The sequence below is a fragment of the Methanobrevibacter intestini genome, from assembly GCF_047402955.1.
GTDB lineage: Archaea > Methanobacteriota > Methanobacteria > Methanobacteriales > Methanobacteriaceae > Methanocatella > Methanocatella intestini.
Window position 1 is genome coordinate 512,777 of record NZ_CP187956.1, and the last position, 21,262, is coordinate 534,038.

Below are 21,262 nucleotides of genomic sequence, written 5' to 3' on the forward strand. Positions count from 1 at the left end.
TCATTCTTTTTTAGATAGTTATAATATTATATTTACAATTTAAAAGATTTGTTATTTTAATGATTTCACCATGAATTTCATCAATATTTTTAGAGTTTCTAGGCCTGATTAAAATCTTTTCATTTTTAAAAATCAATCCATGTATTTTTTTACCGACAATATCATCAGTTCCACTTTCAAATTCAAATATTATGGAATTTTTAGCTTTGAAACCATCTTCAACAACTTTATCCAAATCCCCATCAGTAATGCCAATAATTGGAATATTAAATCTGTACAAAATATCCGAAGCTATTAATGTAGTATCATCTCCAACAGTAACAACCAAATCAGCATCTTTAAATTGATAAACATCTTCTCCAGCATGGTCTAAAAAAGCTATTTTAAAAATATCTGCTGATTTGTTTTTTTCTACAACTCTGGGTTTTACTTTAGACTTTCTTAAAAGCCCTGTTTTTACAATAGCATCTTCCAAATCAACTTTTCCTAATTTTTCAACACCATGCTCTTTTATAGTTCCGCCAATAATATCTGTAATATAACCATCTTTAGCTATTAATGTAACTTTATCACTCTTAGATTTACCAATGACCATACTGTTAACCATTATATTCTCATCAGGACTAACACCATGCACAATTCTTTGAATTTTACCATCATCTATTTTATCCTGCTTAAAATGATTATCATAAATTTCTTCAGGAGTAACAATATTCAAATCCAGTTTTTGAGACAGATCTTTGATTAAATCATTATTATCTCCATTCCAAGAGATTATACTGCCATCAATTTCACCTGGCCTTTCAATTTGAATTAGTGGAATGTTGTTTTCAGCTACTTTTAATAAATAATGATTATAAACTTTATAACCAAAAACCTGGCCTGTCACTCTGGATTTTCCATAGTTTATTAAAAATATAACATCCTCATTTGCATCATTAAATAATTTTAAAGAGTCACTTGGAACTAATTTTTTAGATATGTCAATAATATCTTCTAAAGACTTGTCAATAACTGCAGTTCTTCCCATAGTTCCACCTAATCTAGCTGAAACCTCACCATATCCAGACAATAAATCAATTAACTTTAAAGCCCAATTCGAATCAATAATATTAGGTCCATGAACTACTACACCAATTTTCATAAAAACACCAATTATAATTTTATTCTTTTTTTAAATATTCTAGATCCACAAACATCACAATCATCAAAAGGATAATTCTCATCAAATTCTTTTTTACAACCTTCACAAATCTTTTTCCAATTGTAAACACCTTTAATCCCTTCAGTTATGATTCCGGAATAAGGAATATTAATAATTTTTAAAGTATTCTGTATAGTGTAATCATCACTTATAACTTTAATGTTTTTACCCGCATCTTTAAGCATTAAAGCTAAAGCTATTAATTTTTTATCTGGAGCAGACAAACGTAGAACATCACCAGATTCTGATATAATTTCATTAACCTCATCAATATATTTTTCATCAACATCCCGAATAATTAATTTTCCATCTCTAATAGCCATATCTAATGTTAATTTTGACTCAAAATCTTTAACTTCCGGAGTAATCTCCGGAGCAGTATAATTATTATCTGATTCCAAGTCAAAACCATTGATAAAAGCAGATGCATCTAAAACAAAATAAATTTCCATGATTTTTATTATGATTTTAAAAATTAATAAATATTGTCAAATCTGATTAAATCATTGAAAAATAGTTATAATTAAGTTATTAACTAATTAACAAAATAATTAAAATTTACATCAAAGTGTACAAAAAATTCTTAAAAATAGCTTAAAAAAGATATAAGTGTTCAAAAATTTTATTAAAGAATTGGAGGAAAATTGGGAACAAATTGGAGGAAAATTTGATGAAAATTTGAAAAATCTATTTAAATCTGTATAAGAAACTTGATATTATACAATTATTGTACAAAAATTGAAAATTGAAGTACAAATTGAAAATTAAAGGAGACAAAAATGATGTCAACAAAATTAGAAAACATGAATCAAAAAATACAATTTTTAACAAAGTCTGGAATAAGACTCCATATATTAAACGTACTGAATAAAAATCCTAAAAATATAAAAGAATTAGTCAATACAACACAAATAACTTATAGCACCCTATCAAGTAATCTCCACAAATTACAGCAAGAAAAATATATCCAAAAAATAAAAAACAAATATTATTTAACTCAAACAACAAAAATGTACTTGAATATAATATTGGAGTTTAAAAATGCAATAAAATTAATAGATCAATTTGATGAATTTTGGGATAAACATGATGTGAAACAGATTAATTTAGACTCATTGAAAAATATAACCAGTTTACATGATTCCCAATTAATTAAAACAACCCCAATTGACATTTATAAAACTCACAATACAATAAAAGGGCAGCTATTAATGTCATATAACATTAAAGCAATATTCCCATATTTACATCCCGATTATCCTGTTATTATTGAACAGGTACTACAAAAAGGAGGTAATGTTGAATTAATAATAAATGATGAAATTTTTGAAAGTTTAATAGACAGTATAGACCCGGAAATTAAAAAGAGAAGTATTGAAAACGGATGTTTAAAAGTACATGAGTTAAAAGATAATTTAAACTTATATTTGATTATATCTGATAAAAATACTAATTTAGGACTTTTTAAAAATGACGGTAGCTTTGATCAAAATAGACTTTTAACATCTGAAAACCAACAAGCCATAAAATGGGCGAATAATCTCTTTGAAAACGTGAAAGCAAACTGGTGATTATTATGGCAACAAAAATTAAAAATGAGTTGAAAGAAGAATATCAAGGTATCAAATACATACTTACATCAACTATGCGGACAAAATTATTGTTAAGTATTTATAATGAATCAAAAAATTTAGATGATTTACGAATAGAACTAGAAAAGCCATCAGCAACAATACTGCATGGTTTAAAGGAATTGGAAAATTTAAATTTTGTTAAAAAAGTTCAAAAATATTATCAATTAACATCAAACGGTTATCTGTTAACCACAAACATGATTAAATTAATTGATAATTGGTATGCAACTAACAAAAATGAAGATTTTTGGAATATCCATGATTTAACAGCCATTCCCCAAGAAAATCTCAAAAACATTTATCTTTTAAGAAATGCAGCATGCATAACTTCTACAACAAGCAATCTATCAAAAGCTTACAATAGCTACAGCAAATTAATTGAAAATGCCGAAGAATTAAAAATAACTTTACCTATTTTTTCAGAAAACCATTTGAGGAACATTGTTCAATTAATACAAGAAAAAACACTGCATAAACTTGAATTAATCACCCACCAAGAAATACTAGCATTAATTCATAGAAATCCGTTATTTGAAAAATGGCTAATTAATAATGAAAATGTGAAAATAATTAGCATAAAAAATCCTTTAAAAAGCTTTTTAACATTGGGAGAAGAGTTTATGTCACTTACATTATTTTTTAAAGATGGTCACTACGATGACTCACAAATTCTGATTGATAAAAGTCAAGACGGATTAAAATGGGGAAAATTACTATACAATCAGATAAAAGAGTGGAGATGAAAAACAATGACAATCAACAAGCTACTTCATCAAATCTTTTTAAAAAGAAAAGGAGGGAAAACTTCTGCAAAAATTGTTGATTTACTGCTTGTACGTCCATATAATGGAAGTCAAATAGCAAAAATCATAGATATGGATTACAATACCATTGAATACCATTTAGAGATTTTATGCAAAAGTAAATTAGTTATGTGTGAATCTGACAGTTATGGCTCATTATACTACCCTACAGATTTACTATTAAAAAATCATGAAGAATACGAAAAAATAAAAGAGATGATGACAATAACTGCATAATACAGGGGGATTAATTATGAAAAGTGAAACAACCGAAAAACATAAAAAATTATCATCTAATGATATTGCCTGTGGTGTAATAACATTAAGTGACAGCATCACTACGGATAAGGATGATCTATCAGGACAATATCTTGCAGATGAAATATCAAAAAGATACACATTAAAATCCAAAACAATAATACCTGATGATAAAGAATCATTAATTAAAACCATTAAAGAAATGATTAATAAAAATATTGATGTTATCTTAACAACAGGTGGAACAGGACTAGACAGTAGAGATATAACTGTTGAAACTGTAGAGGAACTTTTTGATAAAAAAATTGAAGGTTTTGGTGAAATTTTTAGACATCAATCTTTTTTAGAAATCGGTTCAGGAGCACTTATTTCAAGAGCAACTGCAGGAGTATATAAAAAAACAGTAATCTTTTCCATGCCCGGCTCTCCTAATGCAGTTAAAACAGCATCTAACATCATAATAGATGAATTCCCTCATCTAGTATTCCACGCAAAAAAATAAAAATTTGAAAATGATGAACTTAATCATTCATCATCTTTTTTTAATTAAAAAAATTCATCAACAGTTATTAAAGGTTCTAATTTAATACCTTCACTATCAAAAGCTTCAATAGCTCCTTCCTGCCTATCAACAACAACAAAAGCTCTTTTTACATTTCCTCCATTGTCTTGAATAGCTTTAATAGCTTTAAGCAATGATCCTCCAGTAGTTGTAACATCTTCTACAACAATAACATCATCACCTTCGTTTAATTCACCTTCAATAAGTTTAGAAGTCCCATAACCTTTTTTCTCTTTTCTAATCATCAACAATGGAATGTTAGATTCAAGAGAAACTGCAGTAGCTATTGGAACAGCTCCAAGTGCAGGACCTGCTACTTTATCAATATTATCTTCACTAATGGATTTTGTGATTAATTTAGCTATTGTTGATAATATTTCAGGGTCAGTAATAGCTTTTTTCATGTTTATGTAATAATCACTTTTCTTACCTGAAGATAATGTGAAATCCCCTTTTAAGAAAACACCATTTTCTTTTAACAAATTAATTAAATATTCCTTAGTAATCATCTAAATAACCGAAATTTTAAATATCATCATCACTTTTAAGTAAAATTTTATCCCCGATAACTTTTACAAGTTCACTAGGAACAACATTTTCCCCGCCAGCTTTAATTTGATCTGCAATACCTGTTTTTTTAATAACCAAATCAGTTACTTCAAATGTATCCTTATCCATTACAACATCAATAACTTTACCAATTAAATCAGCACCGCCGTCAAGCACTTCTTTGTTAATTAAATCTTCTTTAATCCTCATAAATAATCACCTTAATTTTTAATATGTTTTATTATAATCTTTGACATATATTAAATTTTTCTAAATTTTATTTATTATCCATAATACAAATACTCTCATCATTTTTCATGTCATGATAAAACTCAAGCTTGTTTTTACTGAATTCAAAAATTTTAACCATATCATACAATTCTTTATCAAATTCCGGAATGAATTCACATAATTTATTCGGATAATCTTTAAATAAATTTTTATTGAAATCCAATCTGTTGCTGTTTTCAAAAATAGCTCCATAATAAATATCCGCTTCAACTAAATCCTGAAACATATGACTTCCAAAGGACAATTCAGGAACATAACCCACTTCACTATATGACTCTTCCAAAATAGCTGAAAATTTGCTGATATCTGCAAATACTACTGGAATTCCAAGTTCCGGTGAAGAAGTACCTAACCTTCCAGGAACAATTAACATAGCTTCCTTATTATGATTTTTACAATAACTGTTAATGGCACCTATTAATTTAGCCAATGAAGCTTTTTTAGTAAAAGGATATTCATAATACTTATGCGGGTCAACATAAACTAAAATATCAAAGTCCTGTTTTCTTGATCTTCCCATTGAAGAATTTTTAATATGGAAAAATACTTCTCCTTTATCCTGAGGAATTTCAATAGCTTCTTTAGTAGTTGCAACCTGCAGCGGCCTGCACTGCAATAAATTAATAACAAAAGAACCTTCCTGACCTACATTTACTGTATATTCAATGTCAACAGGGTATTCATAAGCTGCCTCTAAAGTTTGAAGTAATTCCCTCATCAGTGACGTAAATCTGTCATTGTTAACTAAACCATTACAGTTTACAAAAGTAACCTCCCTTCTTTGACCTCTTTCACGGAATCTGCGCTCTGCATCAGTATCATGTTCCACCACAGCTCTTTTTGCATAAACTGGAACTACATCAATCCCTTCATCAACAGAAATTTCACTTACCTTAATGTTTTTTAAATCCAAAACATCCAAATAATGCTGGGAATGTTTATGTCTCTCAACAACACTTGGTACATCCATAGCTTTCGGTTTGTCCAAATTAACAATACGGGGATAATCTCTTTGAGTTCTGTCTACTGCTTTTGTACCTAAACCCATAACCAGCCTTAACATTCCACCATTATGTCCCATATCCGGCAATGGAGAATATGGACTATATGAAAATCCAACTCCTGCTGCAGAAGGGAAGAAATAATCCTGATAATAAGACCCGGATACTCTTTGAACAAGTAAAGACATCTGTTCATCATTATCATCCAAATCATTTAAGCTTCTATATTCCAAAGCAGATATGTTCATTGTACTTGCATATACTGTTTTAACAGCCTCTTCAAAAGCTTCCAGACGTTCTTCAAGAGGTCCCCTGTTAACACAGAAAACTGATTCATATTTTCCGGCAAAAGCATTTCCAAAACCGTCTTCCAAAAAACTGCTTGATCTTACAATAATCGGACTTTGACCGAAATAATCCAGAAGCCGTCTAAACTTCTCACGGATATCATCAGAAAATGTACCGTTTTTCAAACCTTTTTCAAGCTCTTTTCCAGCTTCATAATAACCTTCTTTAGTTCTTTGTTTTACCCGAATATCCCATAAATCATTTGAAACAATATATGTATAAAACAAATCAGAACAGATGTAAAATGAATCATCAGGTTCGAAATCAGCATAAATATCAGGACGGTCATGCTCTATGATTTTACGTGCAAGCAGCATACCGCATGCCTTACCTCCAATCATACCACTACCGACAACACGGTTATAAACTGAAAAATAATCAGGTGGGGAAAAATACTCTTTAACTTTTTCAATCATGTTTTTATCTTTAGTCATGAGCATATTGCACATCAAATCACATTTTTCAGATATGTCTTCATTGTTTTCATATTGTAACTTGGTTAATTCAAAGAATCTTTCCCAGCTATCACTGTTCTGCTCATTATGATAATCAGCTGCCCGATTAACAACTTTATAAAAATTACTTACTTCCAAACCATCAGTTAATGTTGTTAAAACTTCTTTTTTAGTTTCATATTTATGGCCTAAAAACATATTTTGAGAATATCTGTTCCATACTTTCAACGGATGTAAATATACATCATCTTTATGAGAATATAAATCTAAAAAAAGTTGTGTTGTTTCACGAATCTTAGCTATTGCTTCAAAGGAATGTTTACCTCTAATAATTGGAAAATAAGCTACTGTATCAAGAGAAAATAAATACGGGCATGTTACTCTGAAGAAATTTCCCATCATCAAATCTGTAGACCATGCTGCCTGTAAATCAGACAAACAGTCAAATACATAAAAAGCATCCCTTCCCTCTTTTGTAATAATATTATGAACTTCCAAAGTAAAAGGTTCAAATTGCTTGTTTGGATCTACCTGATAAATTTTAATCCCGTCACGTTCAATCATAGCAAATTCTGTTTCAGGATTATTTTTTTCAACATCCAATTTTAAGAAATCATCAGCAGTCATATCTATTAACGGCTCATGCTGACCAAAATTTACATAAATCAGGTTTCTATTATCTTTTAAAGCCTGTTTAACAAAAGGTTTGACAAAATATAAAAATTCATCCAGATTAGAAACCTGCCATACTACATTATCCCCTAAACGAATATTATCTAAGGTTTCGTCTAGTTGCGGAATACCGGATTTTATTCTTTCAAAAGCAACCATATTAAAAACTCCTAAAAACATTCAATTTTTCAGCTAAATTTTAACATCAATTATAAATATGTTCAAAGAAGTATTAAAATATTTAAGTTTTATAAAATCTTTTCCATACATACCTTTTGAATTTTCATATCCCTGCCTTTATAAAAATCCATAGCACTGTCATTGCCTTCCCAAACATTTAAAGTAAGATTATAACATCCGATACTTTTTGCATATTCCAAAACATACTCATACAATGCAGTTCCAATTCCTTCATGCCTTGTTTTTTCATCAACACACAAATCATCAACATAAATAGTTTTATGATTACAAAAAGAGGTTTCATTATGATGATTGGTTATAATGCAAAATACATAACCTACAATCATATTATCAAATTCATAAACAAATATTGGAGTTTCACTATTTTTTATAATTTCCTCAAGTTCATAATCATTATACTTTTTTCCACCGTCTTTAAATAGATCTGGACGAATATCTGAATGAACCTTTTGAACCTGAAGCAATAATCTATTAATTCCTTTAATGTCTCTTATGCCTGCTAATCTTATCATACAATATCATTACTAATCATTATATAAAAAATTAACTTAAAAATTTATTAATCCAAAATGTTAAAAGCTTTTGAATGCAAAAATCATCACAATTATTTTCAAGAATAGAATTAGCTAAACTATAAGCTATTTTCTTATCCAGTAAATTATTTTCAACTTCATCAATTAAATGTAAAACCGAAGTAGTTAATGCTACATTTTCCTGTTTTCTTGCAGCCACTTGTAATGATTTTACGAATTCCTCTTTATTATCAATATCATTATAAAATTCATTAATATCCAAATCATACCTTCTTAAGCGAGCTAAAACACTGCATTGTGACTCTTTTGTAATCCAGACCTGCCTTTTAATAGCCTCAATTATTGATTCAATAACACATCTGGCTATTAGTTCTCCAAGTTTTGAATGTTTTCCTGCATTAGACAGTATATTATCAGATTCTGAATTTGAAAAAATAGCTATTCCATCAGTTCCAGTTCCTGTTGCAAATCCATTGGAAAACTGACTTGGAATTCTTAAATTACTTAAAGCTACAGTTTTTGCTTCAGTAGCTGTTACTAATCCATTAGCCAATGTTCCTGGCTCTAAACAAACATTAGTTAAAATAATTACATTAATTGTTCCAACATCGAATTGAAAGTCTCCATTTTCCTCATAATAACTTGCACTGTCCCCTGCTCTTGAGGCATTTACTCTTACACCGGCAGTAGTTATTGCACTGACTTCCAAGTTCCTATACTGTTTTGTAACAACACATGCATTTTCCATTTGAGCAGAAGTTAAAAGACCCGTAGTAAATTTAGAATCAATTCCCAAAATTCCGCTTTGTCTAACTAAATAATCATTTACACTATGATTTTCTAAAAAATCAATGTTTTCCTGAGATAAATAATGATTAAATGATGATTTAAAATCCTTTTTGTATCCGCCGTTTAACTCAGATGTTGAAATTCCATTTCTGCAAACTCCAAACTCAACTACTATAGAGTTTTCATAGATATATGCCCTATCTCCAGTTGAATTTTTAAAAATAAGTCGTTTGGTTTGCAAGATAATACCTTAAAAAAATAAAAAGAAAAAAAGAAATTAAATAATTTCTTTAAATTTACATCATTGGAGGCATACCGCCCATAGCAGCAGGATCCATACCGCCCATGTCAGCGTCACCTTTACCGCTAGATGCGATTACATCATCAATTCTTAAAATCATTTCAGCTGCTTCAGAAGCAGATTGGATAGCTTGTTTTTTGACACGTTTAGGTTCAATTACACCAGCTTCTTTCATATCTGCTACTTTACCAGTAAATACATCTAATCCCATTACAGCACTGTTTTCATGAGCAGCTCTTAAGTCTACTAATGAATCAATACTGTCTAAACCTGCATTTTCAGCTAAGGTTTTAGGAACAATTTCTAAAGCTTCTGCAAATGCATTAACTGCTAATTGTTCTCTTCCACTGATTGAATCAGCATAATCTTTGAGTTTTTTAGCCATTGCAATTTCTGGAGCTCCTCCACCAGCTACAACTTTGTCATCTTCAACAGTAGCTGCTACAACACCAATTGCATCTTCAATAGCTCTTACGATTTCATCAACAATGTGTTTGGTACTTCCTCTTACGAATAAGGTTACAGATTTAGCTACACTGCATTCTTCTACAAAGATCATTTCTTCGCCAGATACTTTTCTTTCTTCTACAATACCTGCTTCACCTAAGTCGTCAGCAGTTAAATCTTCTAAATTAGTTACTACATTAGCACCAGTAGCTCTAGCTAATTTTTCAATATCTGATTTTTTAACCCTTCTTACAGCTAAAATACCTGCTTTAGATAAGTAATGTTGTGCTAAATCATCAATACCTTTTTGTGCGAATAATACATTAGCACCAGATTCAGCTACTTTATCTACCATATCTTTAACCATTTTTTCTTCTTGTTCAATGAAAGCTTGCATTTGAGCAGGGTCGGTTATTCTGATTTCTGCATCAACTTCAGTTTCTTTTACTTCAAGAGGAGAGTTAACTAATGCGATTTTTGCATCTTTAACTTCAGAAGGCATACCTGGGTGTACTCTTTCTTTGTCAACAATTACTCCTTCAACTAAAGTAGAATCTTCTACAACAGCACCATCTTTTTTCTCAATTTTAATGTTGTCAGTGTCTACTACACCATCTTCAGCTACTTTTTGAACTGCATCTACGATTAATTTTGCTAATGGTTCACGTGCTGCTTCAGTTCCTTTACCAGTCATAGCAGTCATAGCTACTTTAACTAAAGTTTCTTCATCAACTGAATCAATTGCAATATCATCTAAAATTTCTTGTGCTTTTTCAGCTGCTTGTCTGTATCCCATTGCAATGATTGTTGGGTGAATATCTTGATCTAATAAAGATTCGGATTTTTTCAATAATTCTCCAGCAATAATTACTGCAGTAGTAGTTCCATCTCCAACTTCGTCTTCTTGAGTTTTAGCTACTTCCACCAACATTTTAGCTGCAGGATGTTCAATATCCATTTCTTTTAAGATTGTAACACCATCATTGGTTACAACAATATCTCCAAGTCCATCCACTAACATTTTGTCCATTCCTTTTGGACCTAATGTGGTTCTTACAGTTTCAGCAAGTACTTTTCCTGCTAAAATATTGTTTCTTTGAGCATCTCTTCCGACGGACCTGTTTGTTCCTTCAGGTAAAATAAAAATTGGTTGTCCACCTTGTGCCATTAAAATCACCTTTTAAAATTAATTTATTATTTATAGAACAGTTTAAATATCAACATGAAAAATAATTATATTGTTGAATAACCCTTCTACCATATAATGAGTTTAAGGTTATATAAATACTTATCGGTTGTAAAAAAATGGAATATATTGACCTCACATACAAACTAAAAAATGAAATTCCAGAATACCCTGGAGATCCCAAAACAAAACTTGATTATTTTAAGAAAGCTGATGAAACAGACAGTTCCACATTGTTTAAATTAGAAACTGGACTTCATACAGGGACACATATGGATTCACCATTCCATTACATCACAAATGGGAAAAAAATATCCCAGTTGCCTCTAGAAAATTTTATTGGTGAAGCTAGCATAAATTACGTTGAAAGTAAAAGTAAGGAAATTTTAGTTAAAAATTGTAATTTAAAAAATTCAAAAGAAAAGATAGCTATAATAATCACAGGATGGAGCGAATATTTTGGCAGTAAAAAGTACTTCTATGAAAATCCTTACATCTCTAATGAATTAGCTGACATGATTATAGAAAAAAATATTAAAGGGATTGCAATAGATACATGCTCAGTTGATAAATATGGGGAAAATACAATTCATAAAAAATTACTTGAAAATAATGTTTGGATTGTTGAAAATATAACAAATTGTGATGATTTAAATAAAACCAACTATAACTCATTCTTTATTCCATTAAATATTGAAGCAGAAGCTTCACCAGTTAGAGCTTTTCTAAAAAAAGATTGAAAAAAGAGATTATTTTTTATTAAATCGCTTTTTCTCCAACCTAAATGGAGGAGTCCTGTCCATAGTTTCATAAGCTTCCTGTTCTTCCTGAAGCTCATTAAAGAAATTGTTAATTTCTTCCAAACGTTTAATCTTATCATCTTTAGAAGATAATTCCCTTTGAAGATTAATATAATCCTCTTTAGGAATAGTAGATTCTCTTAAAAGAGATAATTCTTTTTGAAGATTAATATAATTATCTTTAGGAATAGTAGATTCTCTTAAAAGAGATACTTCATTTTCTTTAGCAGTAATTATGTTATTTTTTTCAGATAACTCATTATTTTTATATTCAATTTCTCTTTCAAGATTAGAAATCTTACTTTTAAATTCAGCATTATTTTCCAATTTAATAACCTGAATTTTATAATCATCAATAGTTCTTGAAAGCATGTTAATTTGAGCCTCTTTCTCAGCAATACTTTTAAAAGATTCATTTAATCTTTCATTAACTTCAGCAAGCTCTTTTTTCTTATAATCCCTCAATTGTTCTGCAAAATATTCTTTAATTTCATCAAGAGAATTATTTACATAATCTAATTCATAAATTCTATCTTCTTGATTTTTAATTAGAGCATCTTTTTCATCTAGTTGTTTTTTCAAAAGATTAATTTCATCCTCAGCTTTAAATTTAATAAGAGAAACTTCTTTTTCTTTATTAAGAATATGATTTTCAAGTTCCTGAATCTTCTGAGGAGTGGTATCTTTAGCTTTAGCTATTTCCAATTCAGTTAAATTGAATTTAAGCCTGTTTAACTCTAATAGACAATCACGAATTAAATTTTGTAATGTTTCATTTTCAATACCAGCACCTAATTCCATGTTATCCCTTAATTTAAAAATTTTTATCCCAATATCTAGTTGAATAATAAAAATTCAAATATTATAACTAATAAAGTATTATGAAATTCATACTATTTAAATTAAACTCTAAACATCATCAAAAATTAAAACTAAAAGTAAACAGAAATTATCTTAAAAATAAGAAAAATATTAGGAAAAATAAAAAAATAAAAATGATAAAATCAGAGTATTTTATCATTAATTAATTCAGCATTTAATACAGAAGCTCCAGCAGCTCCACGAATTGTATTATGTCCAACTAACACATATTTAAAACTATTATCAAATACTTTGTCTTTTCTCAACCTTCCAACTGAAACAGACATACCATTACCTGCATTTCTATCCATTCTTGGTTGAGGACGATCAATTTCTTCTTTAACAATGACTGGATTTTTAGGTGCAGAGAATAAATTTAATTTTTGAGGCAATGCTTTGAAATTAGCCATTTTATCTTTAACATCGTTAATATCAAAGTCATCATCCAACTCAACAAATACTGCTTCAGTATGACCATCAATAACCGGAACTCTATGACAGGAAGCACTTAATTTAAAATCAGCATCAGAAACTTTTTCCCCATCATAATTACCCAAAAGATGTAATGTTTCACTTTCCATCTTTTCTTCTTCATTACCAATATAAGGAACAAGATTATCAACAATAGCCATAGAAGGTACACCATTATATCCTGCACCTGACACCGCTTGCATTGTTGAAACCCTAATTGCATCTACATTAAAATTATCAACAATAGGTTTTAATGATAAAGTTAAAGCAATAGTTGAACAATTAGGATTAGTTACAATGAATCCGTCCCAGTTATTTTCCTTTTGCTGAGCATCAATCATGTCTAAATATTCTGGATTAACTTCAGGAATAACTAAAGGAATATTTTTCTTCATCCTGTGAGCACTAGCATTACTTGCAACAACATAATCCCTAGCAAAATCTTTTTCAACTTTAGCTGCAAATTCTGTTGGAAGAGATGAAAATACAATATCCACATCATTATCCATTGCATCAGCATCAGTTTCTTTTACAATAATATCTTTAACAGATTCAGGCATTTCATTATCAAGATACCATGTAGTAGCATCCTCGTATCTTTTACCTGCAGATCTTGAAGATGCTGCTAATGCTGTAATTTCAAAATCTGGATGATTATCAAGTAATTGGATAAATCTTTGACCAACCATTCCAGTTGCACCAAGTATACCAACATTTACCATAGATAACACCTATTCTAATCCTAAAACATCATTCATACTACTTACAATACCAGATTCAGCATCTGGAATGTATCTGATAGCTCTAATTACCCCCGCAATAAAAACTTCCCTTGTGTGAGCACGGTGAGTAAATTCTATTCTTTCACCATCACCAACAAACATTACAGTATGGTCTCCAACAATGTCTCCACCACGAATAGCATGTAAACCTATTTCTTCTTTGGTTCTTTTACCGACCATTCCCTGTCTTCCATAAACTCCTACTTCTTCAGGGTCACGGTCAAGTTCATTAGCTATTACTTCAAATGCAGTCATTGCAGTTCCAGATGGAGCGTCTTTTTTCTGATTGTGATGTGCTTCAATAATTTCAATGTCAAAATCATTTAAGATAGGAGTTAATTTTTTCAAAGTATTGAAAAATACATTTACCCCAATAGACATGTTAGATGAAATAACTGCTTTTACATCATTGTCTTTTACATTTTTAATATTTTCAGCCATTTGTTCATCAGTAAAACCAGTAGTGCCCACTACAACATTAACACCGCATGCAGTAGCTTTTTTAACTGTTTCCACTGCTGCATGAGCTATAGTGAAATCAACTAAAACATCTGCTTCAGATTCTTTTAATGTTTCTTCTAATTTTTCAGCACCGACAATTTTAACTCCAAGTTCACCAGCACCAGCTTGAATACCTGCATCTACTCCAGCTAATGGAGAGTTAGGAATTTCAATAGCGGCAACTACTTCCATATCATCTTGCTGTGTTATTTTTCTAATAATACCGGAGCCCATTCTTCCAGCTGCTCCAGTGACTGCTACTTTAATCATAATATTACCAACTTAAATTAAATCTGCTTCTTTTAAAGCTTTTTTGAGAATTTCAACATTTTCATCTTTCATATCTGCTAATGGTGCCCTAAGAGGTCCTGCAGGAAGACCCATTATATTCATTGCTGTTTTTGCAGGTACTGGATTACTTTCAATGAAAAGAGCATCAATTACATTAATCATTTCGTAATGAAGCTCTTGAGCTCTGGTATAATCATCATTCAATATACTGTCAACCATTAAAACCATCCTTTTAGGATCCACATTAGCTGATGCACTAATTACACCAGTTCCTCCCAAAGCCATAATAGGTAAAGTTAAACCGTCTTCACCAGACAATATATTGAAATCTTCTTCAAGACCTTCTTTTGTTAAAGCTTTATAAAGTTTAGATACTTTATCTATGCTTCCACTAGCTTCTTTAACTGCATCAATACCATCAATTTTAGCTAATTCCACAATAGTTTCAACACTTATGTCCACACCAGTACGTGACGGAACATTATATGCTATAATCGGAATATCAGTTACATCACTAATAGCCTGATAATGTTTAATCAATGCATGCTGTTGTGGTTTATTATAATAAGGAGTGATTACTAAAGCAGCATCAGCACCTAATTCTTCTGCAGATTTAGTTAATTCAATAGCTTCATGTGTAGAATTACTGCCTGATCCTGCTACTGTTTCAACTCTGCCGTCAACTTCATCAATTAAAATTTCTACTACTTTTCTGTGTTCATCATGAGTTAATGTAGCTGATTCACCAGAAGTTCCGGCACCAACCAAACCAGTTACACCTTTATCAATCAAATAATTAATATTGGACCTAAATCCTTCTTCATCAATTTTCCCATCATCAGTAAATGGAGTTATCATTGCAACATATGTTCCTTCAAAATTCATTTTAAAACCTCTTTAATTAATTCAAGTGCTTTTTCACCATCTTTCCAATCGACAAATAATACCACAGCAGTTTGAGAAGAAGATATCTCAACAATGTTGATATTGTTTTTCCTAAGCGGGTTTGTAATATTAGAAATGATGCCCGGTTCATCAATAAACTCAGGACTAACTACAGTAATCATAGCTGTATCATCACCAAGAGATAATGAACTTAAAACATCTTCATCAATTACCCAACTGTGCAATAAATGATATGCTTTATCAGAATCCTTTTTTTCTACAAAGGTTGTTATAGAATTCTGACCTGCTGAAATGCCAAATATATTAATTTTATTTTCTGCAAGGCATGAAGTTAAATTTGCTAAAAGTCCCACTTTCTTAAGCATTTCCTCTCCAACAATAGCAATGACAGAAATAGGATTTTTATATAAAGATACTGTCTTTAACATGTCTCCTTCAAAAGGACCAGTTATTTTTGTACCTTTAGCACTTAAATCACCATTATTGAAGTTGATAATTTTTGCACTTATCAATGGGTCTTTATATTTTAGAGCATGAGGATGTAAAACCTGTGCTCCATGAGTAGCTAAATCTCTCATTTCTTCAACAGAAATTTCATCTAATAATTCAGCTTCTTCTATTTTATTGGGGTCAGTTGACATTACTCCATCAACATCAGTAACAATAACTACATCATTAGCACCTAAACAATGGCCAAGTAAAAATGCAGTTACATCACTGCCACCTCTCCCAATAGTTGTAATTTCACCACTAGGGCCTTTTCCTAAAAATCCGCAAATAACTGGGATAATACCTTGACTAATAAGATCTTTTATTCCATCACATTTTTTATCAGTTGTTGCAAAATCAATTTTGGCATTGAGTGAATTAGAATCTGTTATAACCGGCCATTTATCATTGTATGGATCAATAAATTCTGCCTTCACACCTAAAGATTCAATAGCTGCAGCAAATAATCTTGAGCTAGTTAATTCACCCATAGCCATTATTTCTGCCTTTTGCTTATCAGTTAAACCTCCACCAATAGCTTCAGTAGACAATTCAATTAACTCATCAGTTGAATTATTAACTGCAGAAACAACTACAACTAATTGATTGCCTTTCATATATTCATTTACCACAGATTGCGCTGCTTTTCTAATTCTGGAGCCATCTCCAACCGATGTACCTCCGAATTTTGCTACTATCAAATCCATTAATATTCACCTATTTCCATAAAAATTTCACTAGATTTTTGAATAAACAAAAATACCTAATTATTTATATGAATAAACACATTAATAAACTTTTAAAATAGGCTACAAAAGACTAAAATTAAAAAAAGTAGAATACTAAAATTGAACAAAATAATGATAATAATAAAAAAATTAAAAAAAAATGAAAAAGACTTATTCTTGAGTTTGTTCTAATCTCACAAGTCTTGTAACATATCCTGCGATTTTATTTCTTAAATGTTTAGTACTTACAGTAGAATATTCCATAACTAATTTTTTATTTTGATCAAAATCAGTAGTGAAAACACCTTTGTGAGTTTCTATAAGTTCTTTTGCTAAACGTTTAACAAATGAAGTTCTAATATTACCCATTAACATTCCTCCTTAAAATTTCTTTTTGCTCATTTTTACTTAATGTAGTTAGCATATCCATGATTTGATTACTAATATCAACATCAATATGGTTTTTTTCAGATAACTTCTCAATTTTTTTATGAATTGAATCCTCTCTTTTCTTATCATATACAGGCATACCAATATAGTCCTTTGCAAGGGCTATATCCATAGCAAATGAAGTTCTCTGACAAATTAAATCAAAAATTTCATTATCAATTTCATCAATGCGTTTTCTAGAGTCTAAAAGCACTTTCTCGGCATCTTTTTTATCTTTAAAAGATTTTAGCTTGTAATTATTTTTCAAGAAATCACCATCTTTTGATAATAATGATAATAATATAGTTTATTTGTATTATACTATTTAATACTATGGATTATTTGAAAACTTAACACTAAATTAAACTGCAACCGACATTATCCACTTTAGTTTCAATAATCCTTCCTTCATATTTAGACCAGGTTTCTTTAACATCATCAATTGCTTCATCTTCGCAGACAGCTACAAATGAAGAACCTGTTCCAGATAATCCTGAAGCTATTGCTCCAACTTCCAGAGCATCAATAGCTATATTGGAATCGAAACCTAATGTATTTGCATAAATCAAACCATTTAAATTAAGTGCTTTAAAATAATCCTTGGATTTAGCCAATTCAAAAGCAGTTTCAACAAGTGGAGACAATACTTTCATACGGTTAACATCAGAATTTCCAGATTTGGAACCAAAATTAGGCATATAAACTAAAACAGGATATTCATCCATTTTTTCTTTGATGATAAATTCTCTATTTTTATTATCTGTAACAACAACTCCTCCAAAATATGAAGCTGTTGCATCATCAAATGATCCTGTTATAGTAACTTTTGCCTCCAGGGATGCATCAATAGCTAAATTGATTATTTCCAAATCATCAAGTGGCTTCAAATTAAATTCATCTGCAATAATTTTAGAAGTTACACTTACAACAGCATTGGATAATGCACTGCTGCTTGATAATCCTGATGCCATCGGCAATTCAGATTCTGTTTTAATATTTATTCCAAAATCATCTGGAGAAATTTCATATTTTTCAAAAGTTTTTTTAGCACAGATTTCCATTAATGTAGTTGGTGCTCCAACATCATTAGAACAGGTTATGGAGTTATTTTGAGTATTGGCACTGCATTTTATATCCAAATCAATACCGAAAGCAGAACCAAAGCCTGTAGCTATTGCATTAATTACTGTTGCTGAACCTGGAGACCTTACTGATTTTTTCATTATTTAACCTCATCATAAGGAATTTCAACTTTACTGAATATTTTAGCTCTGTTTCTTGCATTTGAAGCTAAATTACTTCTGAATTCCTCATTTAAAATTATTTTATCAACAGCATCAGCTATAGTTTCAGGACTGTTCGGGTCAATCAACAGCCCCACTTCAGGAGTTATGATTTCTTTAATTCCTCCAACATCACTTCCAACAACAGGTTTGCCGCAAGCTAAAGCTTCAATTAAAACTAAACCAAAACTTTCTGAAAAAGACGGCAACACAAGCACATCTGCACTTGGTATAATCTTTTCTACATCTTTTCTAGCTCCTGTAAAATAAACATCAGAAATATTTTCTTTTTCTGCTTTATCTTTAAGCTGTTTTAAAAGAGGACCGTCACCTACTACAACGAGATTATAATCACTTTTGGCTATTTTTTTAGCTTCAAATAAAGAATCTACATTTTTACGTTTGATAATATTACCTACAAAAAGAACAACAGGTTTATTATTCTTAAAATCGGATTTGAATGAAGTGTTTCCATCATTATTAAACTTGGCAATATCTACAGAATTCCAATATAATCTTGTTTTATTTTCAATTCCAGGAACTTCAGTAGCTAATATTTCATCTTTCAAAGCATTACTTACTGCAAAAACAACATCTGCCTTTTTTAATACATTTTTAATAATAGGTCTCATGAAAAATTGTTTTTTATACATTTCAAACATGTCAGAACCATGTGCAGTTATGTATGTTTTAATATTATGTTTTTTTCCAACTTCAACACTGGCTGCACCTGCCGGAAACAGATAATGGCCATGAATAATGTCAATATCAACTTCTTTCAATAATTTTTCCAATGCCTTTTTTGCATTTATCTTAAACATCAGTCCACGAATTCCGGGAATATTAACTCCTTTGGTTCCGATTACATGAATGCCATCAATATCCTTAATATCCTTATGGGGATAAGTTATTACATAAACTTCATGCCCCTGTTTTACAAGTTCCTTGGATAAAGTATGAATATGAACCCCTACGCCACCTATATGAGGTGGAAACTGACCAACCATTGCTATTTTCATAATAAAAACCTTTCAAAATTATCATTTAAATAGTTACCTTCCATATCAACCAAAATAACATTTAAATCCAATTCAAATCTCTGCATACATCGCTCTTTGATAGCTAATGCAATACTATTACACACATCCAAATGCAAATCTTTTTCATCCAGGATATCCAACATGTCTTCTGTTGTTTTAGAATAATACAGTTTCTTAAGTGTTGATGTATCTGCACCGCAAATACCTGCATGAGTAATCATTATTTCTTTCCTACCATCCGCAACTGCATGTTTAGTATTGAAAATTCCACCAGCGACCTTAATTAATTTTCCGATGTGTCCAAAGAAAGTAAATTCATCAATTCCTCTTTTTTTAGCTTCTTCAAACATGAAGCCAATATAATTACCAGTCTGAATAATATGCTGTTTTGTAATATTTAACTGTTTTAAAGCTAATTTTTCACCAATGTTTCCTGGAACAAAAACCAGATTATCTAAATCCAAAGCTAATGCCACATCTATTTGAGTAACAATAGAATTTTTATATGCTTCACTAGACATTGACCTGGCTATTCCAGTAGTTCCGATAACAGATATTCCATCAACAATACCTAATTTAGGATTCATTGTTTTTTTAGCTATCTTTCGACCTTCAGGAATTGAAATTGTTACTTTAGCTACTTTATCATCAGGCAAAATTTTTTCCAAATTTTTTTTAATCATCCTACGGGGAACAGGATTTATTGCATATTCCCCCACAGGAATCTGAAGACCCGGTTTTGTTATTTTGCCAACACCTTCACCACCAGTTATTATAACACTATCTTCATTATTAGTTTTATCTGATAATTCAACAGTAGCAACAATAGATAATCCTACAGTAACATCAGGATCATTATAAGGATTTTTATGAGCTACAGCACAAGCAGAAGAATGAGATAATTTTTTACACTCATCAATTATAATGTCTAAAGTTTTTTTAGGTGTTTTGACTTTAACACAATCAATATCTGAAGTATTTAAAATAGATTCTAAAGCTGCAAGAGAACAGGCAGTAGCTATAGTTCCAGTAGTAACTCCAGTATAATTCTCATTTGTCATGTTTACAGGTTATAAAAAAAGAAGATAAAATTAAATCAAAGATTTAACTTTATTAACAAGTTCATCTAAAGCAGGTGCTCCAACAAATGCTACTTCATCATCAATAGCTATTGTAGGAACAGCCATAATTCCTAAACTAATTGCTTTTTGCCTATTTTCTTCTGAACCAATATTACAAATAATAATATCTGCAGCATCACCTAAAACTTCTTTTGCTTCATTAGCAACATTAACTGCTGCCGGACAATGAGGACAACTATCAGATGTAAATACTTCTACTTTCACTACCATAGTTTTTATCTCCTATTAAGTTAATTGATTGAATAATTTATGAAAACTTATATATAACTGTTAGCACAGCTATAACAAAAAAGAAAAAGTAAGAG

24 protein-coding genes are annotated in these 21,262 nt (G+C 30.3%); 5 read left to right on the top strand and 19 right to left on the bottom strand.

Features of this window, described 5'->3' with window-relative positions; translation table 11 throughout:
- Positions 1-10: 10 nt before the first annotated feature.
- The gene (locus ACMC9J_RS02320) at positions 11-1,144 is read right to left on the bottom strand and encodes a DUF2117 domain-containing protein (RefSeq protein WP_427003485.1); all 1,134 of its coding nucleotides are present in this window, start codon (positions 1,142-1,144) and stop codon (positions 11-13) included.
- 11 nt (positions 1,145-1,155) lie between these two features.
- Positions 1,156-1,656: a type II toxin-antitoxin system VapC family toxin gene (locus ACMC9J_RS02325; protein ID WP_427003486.1), complete on the bottom strand. Its 501-nt coding sequence runs from the start codon at positions 1,654-1,656 to the stop codon at positions 1,156-1,158.
- A 327-nt stretch (positions 1,657-1,983) separates the two neighbouring features.
- Between ACMC9J_RS02325 and ACMC9J_RS02330 the strand changes: the two genes are divergently transcribed.
- The 4 genes from ACMC9J_RS02330 to ACMC9J_RS02345 are packed head-to-tail and all read left to right on the top strand — an operon-like array spanning position 1,984 to position 4,401.
- A complete protein-coding gene (locus ACMC9J_RS02330) occupies positions 1,984-2,775 on the top strand; it encodes a helix-turn-helix transcriptional regulator (protein ID WP_019264708.1) in 792 nt (263 codons plus the stop codon).
- A gap of 5 nt (positions 2,776-2,780) precedes the next feature.
- Entirely contained in the window at positions 2,781-3,581 is an 801-nt protein-coding gene (locus tag ACMC9J_RS02335) for a helix-turn-helix transcriptional regulator (protein WP_019264709.1), read from the top strand.
- A 6-nt stretch (positions 3,582-3,587) separates the two neighbouring features.
- Complete coding sequence (locus ACMC9J_RS02340; RefSeq protein ID WP_019264710.1) at positions 3,588-3,878, top strand: winged helix-turn-helix domain-containing protein; 291 nt, start codon at positions 3,588-3,590, stop codon at positions 3,876-3,878.
- 16 nt (positions 3,879-3,894) lie between these two features.
- Entirely contained in the window at positions 3,895-4,401 is a 507-nt protein-coding gene (locus tag ACMC9J_RS02345; RefSeq protein WP_019264711.1) for a MogA/MoaB family molybdenum cofactor biosynthesis protein, read from the top strand.
- A 44-nt stretch (positions 4,402-4,445) separates the two neighbouring features.
- Here the strand turns inward: ACMC9J_RS02345 and pyrE are convergent, their stop codons facing one another.
- The 6 genes from pyrE to thsA all read right to left on the bottom strand — a co-directional run bounded on the left by pyrE (position 4,446) and on the right by thsA (position 11,216).
- Positions 4,446-4,970 carry an orotate phosphoribosyltransferase gene (gene pyrE, locus ACMC9J_RS02350; RefSeq protein ID WP_427003487.1) on the bottom strand — a complete coding sequence of 175 codons (525 nt, stop codon included), beginning with the start codon at positions 4,968-4,970 and terminating at the stop codon, positions 4,446-4,448.
- 16 nt (positions 4,971-4,986) lie between these two features.
- Positions 4,987-5,220 carry a PRC-barrel domain-containing protein gene (locus ACMC9J_RS02355; protein WP_019264713.1) on the bottom strand — a complete coding sequence of 78 codons (234 nt, stop codon included), beginning with the start codon at positions 5,218-5,220 and terminating at the stop codon, positions 4,987-4,989.
- Positions 5,221-5,287: 67 nt separating this feature from the next.
- Positions 5,288-7,957, bottom strand: a complete 2,670-nt coding sequence (locus ACMC9J_RS02360) for a PEP/pyruvate-binding domain-containing protein (protein ID WP_303998767.1) — start codon at positions 7,955-7,957, stop codon at positions 5,288-5,290.
- A gap of 68 nt (positions 7,958-8,025) precedes the next feature.
- Entirely contained in the window at positions 8,026-8,490 is a 465-nt protein-coding gene (locus tag ACMC9J_RS02365) for a GNAT family N-acetyltransferase (RefSeq protein ID WP_019266592.1), read from the bottom strand.
- A gap of 31 nt (positions 8,491-8,521) precedes the next feature.
- Positions 8,522-9,541: an adenosylcobinamide amidohydrolase gene (locus tag ACMC9J_RS02370; RefSeq protein ID WP_427003488.1), complete on the bottom strand. Its 1,020-nt coding sequence runs from the start codon at positions 9,539-9,541 to the stop codon at positions 8,522-8,524.
- A 55-nt stretch (positions 9,542-9,596) separates the two neighbouring features.
- The gene (thsA, locus tag ACMC9J_RS02375; RefSeq protein ID WP_019264717.1) at positions 9,597-11,216 is read right to left on the bottom strand and encodes a thermosome subunit alpha; all 1,620 of its coding nucleotides are present in this window, start codon (positions 11,214-11,216) and stop codon (positions 9,597-9,599) included.
- A 137-nt stretch (positions 11,217-11,353) separates the two neighbouring features.
- Between thsA and ACMC9J_RS02380 the strand changes: the two genes are divergently transcribed.
- The gene (locus ACMC9J_RS02380; protein WP_427003489.1) at positions 11,354-11,974 is read left to right on the top strand and encodes a cyclase family protein; all 621 of its coding nucleotides are present in this window, start codon (positions 11,354-11,356) and stop codon (positions 11,972-11,974) included.
- A gap of 9 nt (positions 11,975-11,983) precedes the next feature.
- Here the strand turns inward: ACMC9J_RS02380 and ACMC9J_RS02385 are convergent, their stop codons facing one another.
- The 11 genes from ACMC9J_RS02385 to ACMC9J_RS02435 all read right to left on the bottom strand — a co-directional run bounded on the left by ACMC9J_RS02385 (position 11,984) and on the right by ACMC9J_RS02435 (position 21,167).
- Positions 11,984-12,835: a hypothetical protein gene (locus ACMC9J_RS02385; protein WP_019265699.1), complete on the bottom strand. Its 852-nt coding sequence runs from the start codon at positions 12,833-12,835 to the stop codon at positions 11,984-11,986.
- Positions 12,836-13,038: 203 nt separating this feature from the next.
- A complete protein-coding gene (gene asd, locus ACMC9J_RS02390; protein WP_019264720.1) occupies positions 13,039-14,088 on the bottom strand; it encodes an aspartate-semialdehyde dehydrogenase in 1,050 nt (349 codons plus the stop codon).
- Positions 14,089-14,097: 9 nt separating this feature from the next.
- The gene (dapB, locus tag ACMC9J_RS02395) at positions 14,098-14,919 is read right to left on the bottom strand and encodes a 4-hydroxy-tetrahydrodipicolinate reductase (protein ID WP_427003490.1); all 822 of its coding nucleotides are present in this window, start codon (positions 14,917-14,919) and stop codon (positions 14,098-14,100) included.
- A gap of 12 nt (positions 14,920-14,931) precedes the next feature.
- The gene (dapA, locus tag ACMC9J_RS02400) at positions 14,932-15,825 is read right to left on the bottom strand and encodes a 4-hydroxy-tetrahydrodipicolinate synthase (protein WP_019264722.1); all 894 of its coding nucleotides are present in this window, start codon (positions 15,823-15,825) and stop codon (positions 14,932-14,934) included.
- Positions 15,822-17,042, bottom strand: a complete 1,221-nt coding sequence (locus ACMC9J_RS02405; protein WP_019264723.1) for an aspartate kinase — start codon at positions 17,040-17,042, stop codon at positions 15,822-15,824. The genes dapA and ACMC9J_RS02405 overlap by 4 nt, the downstream gene beginning before the upstream one ends.
- A gap of 192 nt (positions 17,043-17,234) precedes the next feature.
- The gene (locus tag ACMC9J_RS02410; RefSeq protein ID WP_011954113.1) at positions 17,235-17,432 is read right to left on the bottom strand and encodes a 30S ribosomal protein S17e; all 198 of its coding nucleotides are present in this window, start codon (positions 17,430-17,432) and stop codon (positions 17,235-17,237) included.
- Complete coding sequence (locus ACMC9J_RS02415) at positions 17,425-17,760, bottom strand: chorismate mutase (protein ID WP_019264724.1); 336 nt, start codon at positions 17,758-17,760, stop codon at positions 17,425-17,427. Before ACMC9J_RS02415 ends, ACMC9J_RS02410 begins: the two co-directional genes overlap by 8 nt.
- Positions 17,761-17,848: 88 nt before the next feature.
- On the bottom strand, positions 17,849-18,715 hold the full coding sequence (locus ACMC9J_RS02420) for a shikimate kinase (protein ID WP_427003491.1): 867 nt from the start codon (positions 18,713-18,715) through the stop codon (positions 17,849-17,851).
- Positions 18,715-19,794 carry a glycosyltransferase family 4 protein gene (locus ACMC9J_RS02425; RefSeq protein WP_427003492.1) on the bottom strand — a complete coding sequence of 360 codons (1,080 nt, stop codon included), beginning with the start codon at positions 19,792-19,794 and terminating at the stop codon, positions 18,715-18,717. Before ACMC9J_RS02425 ends, ACMC9J_RS02420 begins: the two co-directional genes overlap by 1 nt.
- Positions 19,791-20,876 carry a cobalt-precorrin-5B (C(1))-methyltransferase CbiD gene (cbiD, locus tag ACMC9J_RS02430; protein WP_427003493.1) on the bottom strand — a complete coding sequence of 362 codons (1,086 nt, stop codon included), beginning with the start codon at positions 20,874-20,876 and terminating at the stop codon, positions 19,791-19,793. The genes ACMC9J_RS02425 and cbiD overlap by 4 nt, the downstream gene beginning before the upstream one ends.
- A 30-nt stretch (positions 20,877-20,906) precedes the next feature.
- Entirely contained in the window at positions 20,907-21,167 is a 261-nt protein-coding gene (locus ACMC9J_RS02435) for a thioredoxin family protein (protein WP_019267819.1), read from the bottom strand.
- Positions 21,168-21,262: the final 95 nt, after the last annotated feature.